The organism is Aeromonas simiae (genome assembly GCF_000820125.1).
GTDB lineage: Bacteria > Pseudomonadota > Gammaproteobacteria > Enterobacterales > Aeromonadaceae > Aeromonas > Aeromonas simiae.
The window spans coordinates 55861-69956 of record NZ_CDBY01000043.1 but is presented as its reverse complement, the minus strand read 5'-3'; the positions used below and the strand labels follow the sequence as shown (position 1 = coordinate 69956).

General features: G+C 64.3%; 13 protein-coding genes. 10 read left to right on the top strand and 3 right to left on the bottom strand.

Annotated features, from left to right (window positions below; translation table 11 throughout):
• The 5 genes from BN1134_RS07585 to BN1134_RS07565 all read left to right on the top strand — a co-directional run.
• Nucleotides 1-572: beta/alpha barrel domain-containing protein (locus BN1134_RS07585; RefSeq protein WP_042046337.1), on the top strand; the 572-nt coding region annotated here is incomplete at its 5' end.
• On the top strand, nt 569-964 hold the full coding sequence (locus BN1134_RS07580) for a MerR family transcriptional regulator (RefSeq protein WP_042046336.1): 396 nt from the start codon (nt 569-571) through the stop codon (nt 962-964). The genes BN1134_RS07585 and BN1134_RS07580, both read left to right, overlap by 4 nt.
• Nucleotides 965-1001: 37 nt before the next feature.
• Complete coding sequence (locus BN1134_RS07575) at nt 1002-1766, top strand: substrate-binding periplasmic protein (protein WP_042046334.1); 765 nt, start codon at nt 1002-1004, stop codon at nt 1764-1766.
• A gap of 32 nt (nt 1767-1798) precedes the next feature.
• The gene (locus BN1134_RS07570) at nt 1799-4666 is read left to right on the top strand and encodes a DUF748 domain-containing protein (protein WP_042046333.1); all 2868 of its coding nucleotides are present in this window, start codon (nt 1799-1801) and stop codon (nt 4664-4666) included.
• A gap of 200 nt (nt 4667-4866) precedes the next feature.
• Nucleotides 4867-5460, top strand: a complete 594-nt coding sequence (locus BN1134_RS07565) for an acetate uptake transporter (RefSeq protein WP_042046332.1) — start codon at nt 4867-4869, stop codon at nt 5458-5460.
• Nucleotides 5461-5513: 53 nt separating this feature from the next.
• Here BN1134_RS07565 and BN1134_RS07560 read toward each other — a convergent pair whose 3' ends face one another.
• Nucleotides 5514-6314 carry a M90 family metallopeptidase gene (locus tag BN1134_RS07560; RefSeq protein WP_084214745.1) on the bottom strand — a complete coding sequence of 267 codons (801 nt, stop codon included), beginning with the start codon at nt 6312-6314 and terminating at the stop codon, nt 5514-5516.
• Nucleotides 6308-6724: a GNAT family N-acetyltransferase gene (locus BN1134_RS07555; RefSeq protein WP_232300609.1), complete on the bottom strand. Its 417-nt coding sequence runs from the start codon at nt 6722-6724 to the stop codon at nt 6308-6310. Before BN1134_RS07555 ends, BN1134_RS07560 begins: the two co-directional genes overlap by 7 nt.
• Nucleotides 6725-7026: 302 nt before the next feature.
• Here BN1134_RS07555 and BN1134_RS07550 point away from each other — a divergent pair, with 302 nt between their 5' ends.
• A complete protein-coding gene (locus BN1134_RS07550) occupies nt 7027-8520 on the top strand; it encodes an alanine/glycine:cation symporter family protein (protein WP_042046329.1) in 1494 nt (497 codons plus the stop codon).
• A gap of 57 nt (nt 8521-8577) precedes the next feature.
• Here BN1134_RS07550 and BN1134_RS07545 read toward each other — a convergent pair whose 3' ends face one another.
• Nucleotides 8578-9384: a crotonase/enoyl-CoA hydratase family protein gene (locus BN1134_RS07545; RefSeq protein ID WP_042046328.1), complete on the bottom strand. Its 807-nt coding sequence runs from the start codon at nt 9382-9384 to the stop codon at nt 8578-8580.
• Nucleotides 9385-9514: 130 nt separating this feature from the next.
• Here BN1134_RS07545 and BN1134_RS07540 point away from each other — a divergent pair, with 130 nt between their 5' ends.
• The 4 genes from BN1134_RS07540 (at nt 9515) to BN1134_RS07525 (ending at nt 13991) form a co-directional block, all read left to right on the top strand.
• On the top strand, nt 9515-11311 hold the full coding sequence (locus BN1134_RS07540) for a putative nucleotidyltransferase substrate binding domain-containing protein (protein ID WP_042046326.1): 1797 nt from the start codon (nt 9515-9517) through the stop codon (nt 11309-11311).
• Nucleotides 11308-11937: a 3'-5' exonuclease gene (locus BN1134_RS07535; protein WP_042046325.1), complete on the top strand. Its 630-nt coding sequence runs from the start codon at nt 11308-11310 to the stop codon at nt 11935-11937. The genes BN1134_RS07540 and BN1134_RS07535 overlap by 4 nt, the downstream gene beginning before the upstream one ends.
• Nucleotides 11938-12024: 87 nt before the next feature.
• Entirely contained in the window at nt 12025-12336 is a 312-nt protein-coding gene (locus BN1134_RS07530; RefSeq protein WP_042046324.1) for a DUF485 domain-containing protein, read from the top strand.
• Complete coding sequence (locus BN1134_RS07525; protein ID WP_156991703.1) at nt 12336-13991, top strand: cation acetate symporter; 1656 nt, start codon at nt 12336-12338, stop codon at nt 13989-13991. The genes BN1134_RS07530 and BN1134_RS07525 overlap by 1 nt, the downstream gene beginning before the upstream one ends.
• Nucleotides 13992-14096: the final 105 nt, after the last annotated feature.

Here is a 14096-nt window from a genome sequence, read left to right as displayed (position 1 = left end):
TGGAGAGCTCCCTGGCGCGCTTCGCCCCGCTGGCTGCCGAGGCGCGCCGGCAAGGGGTTAGGGTACGCGGCTACCTCTCCACCGTCATCGCCTGTCCCTATGACGGGGTGACCCGGCCCAAGCGGGTGGCCAGCCTCGCCGCCCGCCTGCTCGACATGGGGTGTCACGAGATCTCCTTGGGCGACACCATCGGCGTCGGCACCCCTGGCAGCGTCGCTCCTATGCTCGATGCGGTGCTCAGCGAAGTGCCCGCCGGCCAGGTGGCGGTGCACTTTCACGACACCTATGGCCAGGCCCTGGCCAACCTGCTGCCGGCGTTGGAGCGCGGGGTGCGCCTCATCGACAGCGCGGTGGCGGGCTTGGGCGGCTGCCCCTACGCCCCGGGGGCATCGGGCAATGTGGCCAGCGAGGAGGTGGTCTACCTGCTGCATGGATTGGGGATGAGCACCGGCATCGATCTCGTCGCACTGGCGGCCACCGGCGCCTGGGTCAGCCGCGCCCTCGGCCGCCAGAACGGCTCCAAGGTGGGGCGCGCCATGACTGCCCATCGTCATCAGGAGCACGCCTTATGAGAGCCCCGCCCACCTACACCATCTCCGAACTGGCCCATGAGTTCGACATCACGCCGCGCACCATCCGCTACTACGAGGACGAAGGGCTGCTGACCCCGGCCAGGGAGGGGCAAACCCGCGTCTACAGCGCCAGAGATCGCACCCGGCTCAAGCTGATCCTGCGCGGCAAGCGGCTGGGGTTTAGCCTGGCCGAGGTGCGTGAACTGTTCGCCATGTATGAAGCCGATCCCAGCAGCCGTACCCAGCTTGGCTCTATGATTGCCATGATCGATGCCAAACGCGGTGGCCTGCTGCAGCAACTCGAGGATATCGCCATGGTGCTGGCCGAGCTGGGGGCCGCCGAGCAACGCTGCCGGGGAGCGCTGGAGGAGTTGAATTTCATTCAGGGCTAGCGGATGCTGGGGTACCGGACTCATGGGTGAATGGACGATGATGCGTAGACTGTGGCTGTTGATACTGCTCTGGTGCAGTGCCCCGTGGGCCCACACCGAGATACGAGTGGGGGGCTACCCCTTCGCCCCCTTCGTCGAAAAAGGGCCCGGCGGCCAATGGTATGGCCTCACGCTCGATCTCATCACCGCCCTCAACCGCACCCAGCACGATTACCGCTTCATCTTCGTCCCCACCTCCAGCGCCCAGCGCTACAAAGCGTTAGACATAGGCCGCTTTGACATGATGATGTTCGAAGATCTCAAGTGGGGCTGGCAGGATCACGCCGTGCAGGCGTCATCCTCCTATTACTTCGGTGGCGAGGTCTACGTCGCCATGCGGGTGCCCGGTCGGGATCAGCGCTTTTTCGAGGATGTGACCCGCCACCGGCTGATCGGGGTCGAGGGCTACCACTATGGCTTCAGCCAGTTCGAGGGGGACCCTGCCCGCCTGCACCAGCGCTTTCGCATCACGCTGGTCAAAGACAACGCCAGCACGCTGCGGGCCTTGCAACTCGGGCGAGGGGACGTGGCGGTACTGACCCGAGCCTATCTGGACTCCCAGCTGGCACGGGACCCGCCCTTGGCGGAGCAGTTGCTGATATCGACCCGGCTCGATCAGCGCTATCAGTTGCGCATGCTGATTGCCCCGGCCGCCCCCATCGCGCTCCCGGTATTTGAGCAGATGATGCAGTCGCTGACACGCCAGGGCGTGGCGGCTGCCCTCTGGCGGCGCTATGGTCTGGCACCGACGACGGTGCCATAATAGCCCCGCTTTGCCCGTGTCCGGAGTCTCCCATGAAGTTCCCCCTCCCCCGCCGTCAATGGCCCTATTGGACTGTCGGGACACTGCTCGCCGTCGGCGTGCTGATCTGGCAAACCCCTTCACTCATCCAGCGCCAACTGCCTCCCTGGCTTGAGCAGCACTATGGCCTGCGCCTGGACTGGGACACCCCAGAGTTTGGCCGCCGTGAGCTGGTACTGGCACACGTGACCCTGCGCGACCGTCAGGGCAAGCCGCTGCTGGCCTGGGAGCGTCTTTCATTCTCACCCAAGTGGTGGGACTCCCTGCGCACCCGCACCCTGCGCCTTCATGACCTGCGCCTGAGCCGCCCCGAGCTCACCCTGGTGCGTAGCGGTGAGCGGCGCCTCAACCTGCTCGATGCGCTCACCCCCTTCACTCAGGAAACTGCCGCCTCCTCCTCCGCCGGCACCGCACCGCCGCTCGAGATCGACCGTCTGACCGTCGCAGGGGGCAAGGTGCACTATCGGGACGGCCGCGACCTGCCCAAGGCGCAGCACGATCCCGAGATGGATCTGACGGCGCTGGCGGCCTCAGTGCAGGGGGTCAACCTGCGCGGCAGCGGCGCCCTGCCATTTCAGCTCACGGCCCGCCTCAATGGGGCGCGGCTGTCCAGTCAGGGCGAGTTGAAACTCGCCCCCTGGCAGATCAAGGGGGAGGCGAGCCTGGAAACACTCAACCTCTCCCCCTTGGCCCCCCTCTGGCGTCCTTGGGTGCAACTGACCCTGCCCAAGGGGAGCGCCAGTGCCAAGCTGGCCTTTCAAGCCAGCGAGCAGGGCTGGCACGTCACCCAAGGCGCACTGACGCTCGATGGGTGGCAGATCCGGCGCGGCAACCCCATGGGGGAGCTGCCCAGTGAGATTGCTCGCTTCAAGCGGCTCACCCTCGACGGCATCGACATCGACGGCACCCGGCAGCGCTTGACCATCAAGCGGGTGCGCTGGGATAGCCCCCACCTCGTCACGCGACTCGACGAGCAATACTTACCGGATTTTATGCCGCTGTTGCTGCCCGCCACGAAGGAGCCGGAGCCACGCCACAAGCCCGGCTCGCGCAGCGAGAAGCCCTGGCGCTGGCAAGTGGGTCAGGTGACGCTCAAGGGGGGCAGCGTGGATCTCAGCGAACCCAGCTCGGGCAAGCAGCGCCTGCGTTCGCTGCGCCAGCTGGAGGGGCACCTCGGCCCCCTTGATGACCGCGCCGGCAGCGTCAGCCAGTTGCAGGTAAGCACCCGGGTCGATGATCTCGCCAACTTCCGCCTCGCCGGCACGCTGAGCCTCACCCCCTTCACCCTCAATGCCGCCCTGGAGCAAGAGACGGTGCCGCTTGGCTGGGCCCAGGCCTACCTGCAAAACTACCTGCGCGCCCGCATCGAGACCGGCACCTTGAACGGTCGCCAGCAACTGGTGCTGGAGCAAGACGGTGATGGCGCCTGGCGCCAGGCTACCCTCAACGGCACCCTGACGGTGCAGGATCTCAAGGTGGTCGATAAGCGCGACAACCTGCGGTTGCTGGCCTGGCAGAAGATGACCATGAACAACCTCAAAGCCGACCTGCGACAGCTGCGCGTCGAGATCGACAAGGTCCTGCTCGAGCAGCCCTATAGCCGTATCGAGATCGACAAAGATGGCTCGACTAACCTGCAAACCCTGCTGCTGCCCGCCGCCCCGACCGGCTCCAGTCAAGGGCCTGAGCCCCAGCTGACAGTCGATGAGGTGGTGACTCGCCAAGGCAACCTACGCTTTGCCGATCGGCGCCTGAGCCGCGATTTCGTGGTCGACATTGCCGCTCTCAACGGCTCAACCCGGCACATCAGCAATATTCCTGGCCATCGGGCCGACATCGCCCTGCAAGGCAAGGTCGACCGCTACGCCCCCGTGACCATAGCGGGGAGCGCCAACCTGCTGGTCGACAAGCCGGTGCTCGACATGACCGCCAGCTTCAAGAATCTGGAGCTCACCACCTTCACCCCCTACTCGGCCACCTACGCCGGCTATGCCATCGACAAGGGGCAGCTGTCGATGAGGCTCAAGTACCAGTTACAGGGAAGTACGCTCGAAGGCAGCAACGATATCCGCATCAACAAGTTGCAGCTCGGTGACAAGGTGGAGAGCCCGGAGGCGCTGGATCTGCCACTCAAGCTGGCAGTGGCCCTGCTGGCGGATTCCGATGGCGTCATCTCCCTCGATCTCAAAGTGAAAGGGGATCTCGATAACCCGGACTTCAGCGTCGGCAGCCTGCTGTGGAACGTGGTCGGCAACACATTGAGAAAGGCAGTCACCTCCCCCTTCTCCCTGCTCGCCTCCCTCGCCGGCAGCCACGAGGAGCTCGACGAGATCCGCTTCAATCCGGGCGACATTACCCTGCCTGAGGCGCAGGCACCGCGCATCGCCTCGCTCGCCAGTGCCCTGCGCCAGCGGCCGCAACTGGCCCTCAACCTGCGGGGCGAAGTGGATCGCGGCGGCGATCTGCAGGCCTTGCAGCGCATGCAGCTGGAAAACCAGCTCGGCAAGGAGCTCGAGCGCAGCATCTCGCTCGAGCAGATCGGGCAGGATCCCCAGCTACAGGATGCACTGGACAGCCTCTATGCCAGCACCTTCGCGCAGAGCATCGATGCGCTGGCCTTCGCCCACCAGCTGGTACCGGGCAGCCAGAGCGCCTGGCAACTCGGCATCGATACCCTGGCCGCCAAGCAGCCGGTGAGCGACAAGAGCCTGCGGCGGCTGGCCACCCTGCGAGCCCAGGCCATCAAGACAAAATTTGTGGAACATTACGACATTTCACCGGAGCGCATCTTCGTGCTCGACAGCAAGCCAGGCGATGCGAAGAGCCAGGCAAGGGTACTCTTCTCCACCGAGGCAAATTAACCCTCACCAGGGCGGGGCCGTTGGCCCCGCTTTTTGTAACCCCGGCGTCACAAGCCAACTACCGGCCACCAACAACCTCCTCCTGCGCCGTTCAATCTTCGTCTTTTTTCATCAAAGCCCGCCCCTTCCCCTTGCGCCCCCCCTGCGGCCTGCTAGAATCGCGCGACTTTTCCAATCACCCTCTTTTCGGAGAACCCCAAGTGAGTGAAAAACTGGCCAACCCGGCCCCGCTCGGCCTGATGGGCTTTGGCATGACCACAGTACTGCTCAACATCCATAACGCCGGCTTCTTCCCGATCAGCGCCATGATCCTGGCCATGGGGCTGTGCTACGGCGGTCTGGCCCAGATCATCGCCGGTATCATGGAGTTCAAGCGTGGCAACACCTTCGGGGTGACCGCCTTCATCTCCTACGGCACCTTCTGGTGGAGCCTGGTCTTCCTGATCGTCATGCCCTCCATGGGTCTCTCTACCCCGACCCCGGAAGCCTACATGGGTTGGTACCTGCTGATGTGGGGCGTCTTCACCCTGTTCATGATGATCGGCACCGTGAACTACCCGCGGGCCAAGCAGTTCGTGTTCGCTTCGCTGACCGTACTGTTCTTCCTGCTGGCCGCCCGTGACTTCACCGGTAGCGCTCTGATCGGCACCATCGCCGGTTTTGAAGGCATCATCTGCGGCGCCAGCGCCATCTACCTGGCCATGGCGACGGTGCTCAACGAGCAGTTTGGCCGCGTGGTGCTGCCGATCGGCGAGAAGGCCAAGCCGGCGGCGACCCTGAAAGCCGCCGCCTAAGCGCGAGTGGTCAATAAAAAGGGCTCCTGCGGGAGCCCTTTTTCATGGGGATGTCACGACATGACCTGCGCCGTCGGCTCGGCCGGAGGCCATGCGTCGGGTTGACGCCACTGGGGATCTTGGCCAAACAGGGCCACCAATTGGCCATACACGGCCGGGTAGATGCCGGCCAGCTGACGCGGATGGGTGAAGAACATCTCGCAGCACACCGCCAAGAACTCGGCGGGGTGAGTGGCCGCATAGGGGTCGATGGCAGGCTCCTCTTCGCGATCGAGCTGGCCGTTGAGCGCATCAAACGCGGCCTGAAAATCGCGGCGCCAGCGCCCCATCTCCATCCCGGTGCGCATCGGCGGCGCCCCATCGGCATCGCCCCCCAGCATATCCATCTTGTGGGCCAGCTCGTGGATCACCAGGTTGTAGCCATCCCAGCCACCGTCCTGGGCCAGCTCGCTCCAGGCCAGCACCAGCGGCCCCTGCTGCCAGGATTCGCCGGCATGCTCCTCTTCAATCTCCTCGACCAGGCCGAACTCGTTTTGCACCATCTCCCGGCGCACCACCGGCTCGGGGATGACGATGATCTCGTGAAAACCGCGATACCACTCCATATCCAGATGCAAGATAGGCAGCGCCGCCTGCAAGGCCAGGGCCGCCTTATCCTCGGCACTGAGCTCAACCCCGAGCTGGGTCAGGGTTTTGCGCCGCAACAACAGCGCCGCCAGCTCGCACAGGCGCGCCTGCTCGCCCTGGCTGAGCCCCTCAAGAATAGGAATGAGGGGCAACACCTCGGCCAGCGGTAGTGGCTCGCTCTCACGCCCCGCACTTCGCTCAAACCAACCACGCAGTCGCTTCAGCATCCTCCCTCCTGCCACCACTTGCACAGCTGCTTGCGCCGCTCGCGATACCCCGCCCGCTCATAGAAACGGTGCGCATCGGTTCTCTGCTCACTGCTAGAGAGCGTCATCTGGGTGCATCCTGCCATGGCGGCGCGGCGCTCGGCATCGGCCAGCAGGGCGGCACCGATCCCCTGACCGCGACAATGCGGCGCCACCACCAGGGCAGAGATCAGCCCCCAGCGGCTTGTCACGTGCAGGGGCTGCAAGCAGTGCCAGACCAGCACGCCGCACAGGCCCTCCTCCTGCGCCCAGACCCGCACTTCACGTCCCGGCTGCGCCGCCAGATGCACCGGTTGCTCCTGCGGGTACCCGAGCGCCGCAAACAGGGCACTCAAGGCCGCACCATCCTGTGCCACCGCCTGGCGGATCACGCCATCGCTCCTCTCATTCACTCCTCTCTCCCCCGACGGTTCGGTCATTGCCCGAACAAAACACAATCACAATTCACACTTTCGCAACAACTCAGCAAGTTCCGCTAGGAAGGGCGAAAACAAATCGGTATGTTGTCTCTGTCAAGTCAGCCATTTCCGATAAACCCGGTACTTTATGACACACCTGCACCGGAATAGAGCATAAGATTCGGCCGACTGCCTTAACAGTGTGCAAGGAATGACAACGGGCCAGCAAGGCCCCATCACGAGTTGATACCAATACAACAAAGGAGTCGTTGTACATGAGCGAATTGGTCAATGCCATCAATGGCGTTATCTGGAGCCCCGCCCTCATCTATCTCTGTCTGGGGGTCGGGCTCTATTTTTCGCTACGCACCCGTTTTTTGCAGCTGCGCCACATCAAGGAGATGGTGCGGCTGATGTTTGATGGCAAGAGCTCGGATGCGGGGGTCTCCTCCTTCCAGGCACTGGCCATGACCCTGGCCGGCCGGGTCGGTACCGGTAACATCGCCGGGGTCGCCACCGCCATCACCTTTGGTGGCCCCGGCGCCCTGTTCTGGATGTGGATGGTGGCCTTCCTCGGCGCCAGCTCCGCGTTTGTGGAGTCCACCCTGGGCCAGATCTACAAGGAAAAACTCGACGGTGAGTACCGCGGCGGCCCGGCCTTCTATATCGAGAAGGGGCTCGGCATCAAGTGGTATGCCTGGCTGTTCGCCATCGCCACCATCTTCGCCTGCGGCGTGCTGCTGCCGGGCGTACAGGCCAACTCCATCGCCTCCAGCCTGCAAACCGCCCTGGCCGTCGATCCCAATGTGACCGCCGCGGGGCTGGCCCTGCTGCTCGGCTTCATCATCTTCGGTGGCGTCAAGCGTATCGCCCACTTCGCCAGCATGGTGGTGCCCTTCATGGCGCTCGGCTACATCATCGTCGCCTGCGTCATCATCGCCCTCAACATCGGTCAACTGCCGGGTGTGATCCTGCTCATCTGGAAGAGCGCCTTCGGCTTTGACGCCGGCTTCGGTGCCATTCTGGGGCTGGCCATCATGTGGGGGGTCAAGCGCGGTGTCTACTCCAACGAAGCCGGCCAGGGCACCGGCCCGCACGCCTCCTCGGCCGCCGCCGTGAGCCACCCGGCCAAGCAGGGTCTGGTGCAGGCCTTCTCGGTCTATATCGACACCCTGTTTGTCTGCTCCGCCACCGGCTTCATGCTGCTCATCACCGGCCTGTATAACGTGCAGGGGCCGGATGGCGCCGCCCTGCACACCGGCATCGCCGGCGTCGCCGCCGGCCCCGGTTATGTGCAGACCGCCATGGAGACCATGATGCCCGGCTTTGGCAACATCTTCGTGGCGCTGGCCCTGTTCTTCTTCGCCTTCACCACCATCGTTGCCTACTACTACATCGCCGAGACCAACGTGGCCTACATCGGCCGCTCCCTCCGTCTGCCCTGGCTCAAGACCCTGCTCAAGCTCGCCATCATGGCGGCGACCGTCTATGGCACCGTCAAGACGGCCGACTTGGCTTGGGGCTTGGGTGACATCGGCGTCGGTCTGATGGCCTGGCTCAACATCGCCGCCATCTTGCTCTTGCAAAAGCCGGCCCTGCTGGCGCTGCGCGACTACGAGCAGCAGAAAAAACAGGGGCTCGATCCCGTGTTCCACCCGGAGAAGCTCGGCATCAAGAACGCCGACTACTGGGGTGGCAAACGCGCCGAACACAACCTGGAGCGGGAAAAAGAGGGGCACGAGTTCGAGCCGGATGAACGCTCTGCCTGATCCTTATCGCGTTAACAAAATGGCAGCCTGGGCTGCCATTTTTCATTGGGGCCCCGCTCAGCCACGAAAACGGCTCGGCCCAAATGCCAGCTTCAGGCCAAACAGGCTCCCCAACGTGGCCCGCCACTGATTGGGGCGACCCAGGATCTGCTTTTGCAACCGGGTCTCCTCCTGCATCACGGCCGCATCGGAGCGCGCCCAGGCATCGTGATAGAGCTGTTTGATGCCGGCCAGGGCATCGGGGGATTTGGTCAGCAGGGTGCGCACGAAGGCCTCGGCCTCTTGCAGTGGGTCCTCGCACACCCGGCTCACCAGCCCCAGTTGCTCTGCCTCCGTCGCCAACAGCTCACGCCCGGTCATGGCCAGCTCCATCGCCCTGTCCACCCCCAGCAGATTGCGCAAGGTCGCCGCCCCGCTCATGTCGGGGATGATCCCCCACTTGATCTCCATCACCGAGAAGCGGCACTCGGGCGCGCTGAAGCGAAAATCGGCGCCGAGCGCGATCTGCAATCCACCGCCAAAGCAGACGCCACGGGTCACGGCGATCACCGGGACCGGCAGCTCGCGCCAGCCGTAGGCGACCCGCTGGGCCAGATTGGTGGCCTCATCGGCCTCGCGGCGCAGGATCTCCACCGCAGCCACCGGATGGCGCAACATGGATTTCACGTCGAGGCCAGCGCAAAAGGCGCGCCCCTCACCGGTGAGGATCACCGCCCTCAGCCCTGGGGTAGCTTTAAGTTGCGCCAGCGTCGCCTCGATGGCGTCAAACATGGGGCGATCGAGGGCGTTGAGCTTCTCCGGGCGGCTCAGTGCCACCCTGGCTACCCCGCCTTCGATCCGGCACTGCACCCGTTCCTTGGTCATCATGCACTCCTTGTCATTAACAGGTCTGACCACAATGTTAACCATTCGTTACGTGCAGAGCTAGACCAAAGTCCAGTGGTCGTCCAGCGTCCCCCTTGCCACACTGGTGGCCACCCCTCTGGAGAAGCCCATGAGCCCTCTTTTTAACTTGCAGCGCCCCCCTTTCGATCAGCTGGATGAGCCCCAACGCCAACGCCTGCTGGCGGCCTTGCAGCTCATCTATGTGCGCGCCCACCAGCCGCTGCTGAGCGCGGGGCAGGAGCCGGAAGGGCTGCTGATCCTGGCCAGCGGCGTGGTGGAGGAGCGCAGCAAAGAGGGCCATACCCACTTCGCCGACTATGGGGTCGATGATCTGTTCGACGTGCGCGCTCAGTTTGACGGGCGGGTGCGCCACCACTTTACGGCACTGGAGGATTGTCTCTGCTTTCTCATCCCGCGCCCCCTTTTCCTTGCCCTGTGCGCGGAACAACCCGCGTTTGAGCGCTACTTTTGCGGCTCACTGGCCGAGCGCCAGCAAGCGTGGGAGCGGCGTGCCGAAGGGCGCCAGAGCCTCTCGGAGTTTCTGCTCACCCGGATCTCGGCTGAGCACCTGCAACCCCCTCTGCTGATGGCCCCGACCACCTCACTGGCCGAGGCGACCCGCGCCATGGCCGAGGCCGGCTGCGACAGCCTGCTGTGGCGCCCCTTCTCCGGCAGCTGGCAACTGGTGACCCGCACCACCTTGCTGCACGCCCTGGTGCTGGAGGGATTAACTGCGCAGGCTCCCCTGAGCGCCCTGCCGCCCCTGCCCTCCCCGCTGGTAAGCCTGAGCCCTGGCGATTACCTGTTCGATGCCCTGATCCTGATGACCCGCCACCAGATCAAGCGGGTGGTGGTCATGGAAGGGGGCGAGGTGCGCGGTCTCTTGCACCTCACCCGGGTTCTCGGCCTGTTCTCCACCCACTCTCAGGTGCTGACGCTGCGCATCCAGCGCGCCGATGACGAGGCGGCTCTGGTGGCGGTGGCACGTGAGCAGTCGCACCTGGCCAGCAATCTGTTCGCCCAGGGGATCCACACCGCCTTCCTGCTGCGCCTGATGTCGGCGGTCAACGAGCAGATCATCGCCAAGGCCTTCTCACTCACCATTCCACCGCCACTGCGGCAGCACGTCTGCCTGATGGTGCTGGGCTCGGAGGGGCGCGCCGAGCAGATCCTGAAAACCGATCAGGACAACGCCCTGATCCTGGCCGATGGCCTCGACTGGCCGGCGCAGCAAGAGGATCTAGCGCGCTTTGGCGCCCTGCTCGAGCGCCTCGGTTATCCCCCCTGTCCGGGCCATGTCATGGTGACCAACCCGGCCTGGGTGAAGCACGCCGGCGCGTGGCGCAGTGCCATCGATAACGCCGTGCTGCGCGCAGCCCCGGACGATCTGTTGTGGCTCGCCACCCTGAGCGACGCCCACGCGGTGGCCGGCGATACCGCCTTGCTGCCCCCCTTGCGCCGGCATCTGCTGACGGCGCTCTCCGATCGCGGCGATCTGCTGGCCGATATGGCCCGTGCCGCCGTGGCCTTTCATACCCCCCTCACCCTGCTCGGCCGGCTCGAGCCAGAGCCAAGCGGCCTCGATCTCAAACGGGGCGGCCTGTTCGCCCTGGTACACGGGGTACGTCTATTGAGTCTGGAGGCGCAGGTGGAGGCGACCGCCACCCTGGAGCGGATCGCGGCCCTCCAGCAGGAGGGGCGACTGAGCCGCGAGTTCAGCACCGATCTGGCCGAGGCGTTTCGCCTCTTCATCCGGCTGCGGCTACGCAGCCAGCTGCAACGGGGGGAAGATCGGGTACAGGTCGCACGCCTCAGCGCCAGCGAACGCGACTTGCTGCGCCATAGCCTGCACGTGGTGAAGAAGTTCCAGCAGTGGCTGGCACTGCATTTTCGGGTGCGCCAATGACGCTGGCGGATTGGCGGCGCTGCTGGCTCGGGCGCCGCTTCAAAGGCAGCGAGTTTTCCCCGCTCTTTGCCACGCCGCCCCCCGAGGAGTGGGTCGCCCTCGATCTCGAAACGACCAGCCTCGATCCGAGCCGGGCCGAGATCGTCGCGATCGGGGCGGTACGCATCAAGGGGCCGCGCCTGCTCATTGGCGAGGCCCTCTCCCTCACGGTGCGCCCCCCTCTCAGCCTCGATGCTGGCTCGGTGGTGATCCACGGCCTGCGCCATCAGGATCTGGCCCAGGGGTTGCCGCTTGATGAGGCACTGCGCCAGCTGCTCGCCTTCATCGGCCCCCTCCCCCTGGTGGGCTATCACATCGACTACGACTGGCGCATCCTGCAACGGGCTTGTCACGCACTGTGGCGCCTCCCGCTGCCCCATCGCCGCATCGAGGTGAGCCGCCTCTACCACGATGCGGTCACCCGCCATCTGGAAGGGGCCCATGTCGACCTGCGCCTTACGGCCATCTGCGCCCATCTTGGGTTACCCCAGCGCGATGCCCACGACGCCCTGGCTGATGCCATCACGGCGGCCCTCGTCTTTCTGCGCCTCTACTACGGGGCCGCTCCGAATTATCCCAAAGTCTAATTGTTGAAAGAGAACATTAAATTCACATTCTGATAACAAGAGACCGTTTGTCTCATGCCCCGCCTCACGACACGGAGAGAAAAGAAAATGGATGATCAACTCTGTCAGCGTATCCAGCAGGATCCGCACTTCCAGCTGCTGGTGAGTCAGCGTCAGCGCTTCGCCTGGCTGCTCTCGACCATCATGCTTGGCCTCTATCTAGCCTTCATACTGCTCATCGCCTTTGCCCCCGGCTGGCTCGGCACGCCGCTTGCGGAAGGCTCCTCCATCACTCGCGGCATCCCGGTCGGTGTCGGTCTCATCCTGTCGGCGTTCGTGCTGACCGGTATCTATGTGTTCAAGGCCAACGGCGAGTTCGACACGCTCACCCAGAAGATCATCCAGGGAGTACAGCAATGATGAAACGTCATCTGATCGTGCTGGGGGGGCTGCTCGCCTCACCGGCGCTGCTGGCCGCCGGCGCCATTGAAGGCGAGGTAAAGCAGCAGCCCCTCAATGTCTCGGCCATTGTCATGTTCCTGCTCTTCGTGGCCGGCACCTTGATGATCACCTGGTGGGCGGCCAAGCGTAACCGCTCGGCCGCCGACTACTACGCCGCCGGCGGGCGCATCACCGGCTTTCAGAACGGCCTGGCCATCGCCGGTGACTACATGTCAGCCGCCTCCTTTCTCGGGATCTCCGCCCTGGTCTACACCTCGGGCTATGACGGCCTCATCTACTCCATCGGCTTTCTGGTGGGCTGGCCCATCATCCTGTTTCTGATCGCCGAGCGGCTGCGCAACCTTGGTAAGTACACCTTCGCCGATGTGGCCTCCTACCGCCTGAAGCAGACTGAGGTGCGCACCCTCTCGGCCTGCGGCTCGCTGGTGGTGGTGGCGCTCTACCTCATCGCCCAGATGGTGGGGGCCGGCAAGCTCATCGAGCTGCTGTTTGGCCTCAACTATCACGTCGCCGTAGTGCTGGTCGGGATCCTGATGGTGCTCTACGTGCTGTTCGGCGGCATGCTCGCCACCACCTGGGTGCAGATCATCAAGGCGGTGCTGCTGCTCTCGGGGGCCAGCTTCATGGCGCTAATGGTGATGAAGTCGGTCAACTTCGATGTGGGTACCCTCTTCTCCGAAGCGGTCAAGGTTCATGCCAATGGCGTGGCCATCATGAGCCCGGGGGGACTGGTCTCCGACCCTATTTCGGCGATCTCACTCGGTCTCGCCCTGATGTTCGGCACCGCCGGCCTGCCCCACATCCTGATGCGCTTTTTCACCGTGGGTGACGCCAAGGAAGCCCGCAAGTCGGTCTTCTACGCCACCGGCTTCATCGGCTACTTCTACATCCTTACCTTCATCATCGGCTTTGGTGCCATCTTGCTGGTGAGTACTAACCCGGCCTTCAAGGATGCCGCCGGCGCCCTGATCGGCGGTAACAACATGGCGGCCGTGCACCTGGCCAACGCGGTGGGCGGCAGCCTGTTCCTCGGCTTCATCAGCGCCGTGGCCTTTGCCACCATACTGGCGGTGGTGGCCGGGTTGACCCTGGCTGGCGCCTCGGCCGTCTCCCATGACCTCTATGCCAGCGTGCTCAAGCACGGCAAGGCCAATGAGACCGACGAGCTGCGCGTCTCCAAGATGACCACTGTGGTGCTCGGCGTCGTAGCCATCGGCCTTGGCATCCTGTTTGAGAAACAGAACATCGCCTTCATGGTGGGCTTGGCCTTCTCCATCGCCGCCAGCTGCAACTTCCCGGTGCTGTTCCTCTCCATGTTCTGGTCTCGCCTGACCACCCGTGGCGCCGTCTACGGCGGCTGGCTGGGGCTCGGCTCTGCGGTGACCCTGATGGTGCTGGGGCCGACCGTGTGGGTGAAGGTGCTTGGCCACGCCCAGGCCATCTTCCCCTACGAGTACCCGGCCCTCTTCTCCATGCTGCTGGCATTTGCGGGGATCTGGTTCTTCTCGGTCACCGACAAATCCGCCGCCGCCGGCGAGGAGCACGCCAAGTTCTTCCCGCAGTTCGTGCGCTCCCAGACCGGGATTGGCGCGGCCAAGGCGAGTTCCCACTGAGTGCAGAAATAAGAGCGCCGGCCTCTGCCGGCGCATTGCACAATATGTGACTCAGTTAACAATTTTTTGCCGGTTTGACGTGTATCAAGGTTCACGCAAGGTGGG

Coding starts and splice junctions, on each gene's coding strand:
- BN1134_RS07545 (WP_042046328.1), bottom strand. CDS start 9,384: ATGACCAAGGAACGGGTGCAGTGCCGGATCGAAGGCGGGGTAGCCAGG.
- BN1134_RS07575 (WP_042046334.1), top strand. CDS start 1,002: ATGATGCGTAGACTGTGGCTGTTGATACTGCTCTGGTGCAGTGCCCCG.
- BN1134_RS07560 (WP_084214745.1), bottom strand. CDS start 6,314: ATGCTGAAGCGACTGCGTGGTTGGTTTGAGCGAAGTGCGGGGCGTGAG.
- BN1134_RS07535 (WP_042046325.1), top strand. CDS start 11,308: ATGACGCTGGCGGATTGGCGGCGCTGCTGGCTCGGGCGCCGCTTCAAA.
- BN1134_RS07580 (WP_042046336.1), top strand. CDS start 569: ATGAGAGCCCCGCCCACCTACACCATCTCCGAACTGGCCCATGAGTTC.
- BN1134_RS07525 (WP_156991703.1), top strand. CDS start 12,336: ATGAAACGTCATCTGATCGTGCTGGGGGGGCTGCTCGCCTCACCGGCG.
- BN1134_RS07570 (WP_042046333.1), top strand. CDS start 1,799: ATGAAGTTCCCCCTCCCCCGCCGTCAATGGCCCTATTGGACTGTCGGG.
- BN1134_RS07530 (WP_042046324.1), top strand. CDS start 12,025: ATGGATGATCAACTCTGTCAGCGTATCCAGCAGGATCCGCACTTCCAG.
- BN1134_RS07540 (WP_042046326.1), top strand. CDS start 9,515: ATGAGCCCTCTTTTTAACTTGCAGCGCCCCCCTTTCGATCAGCTGGAT.
- BN1134_RS07550 (WP_042046329.1), top strand. CDS start 7,027: ATGAGCGAATTGGTCAATGCCATCAATGGCGTTATCTGGAGCCCCGCC.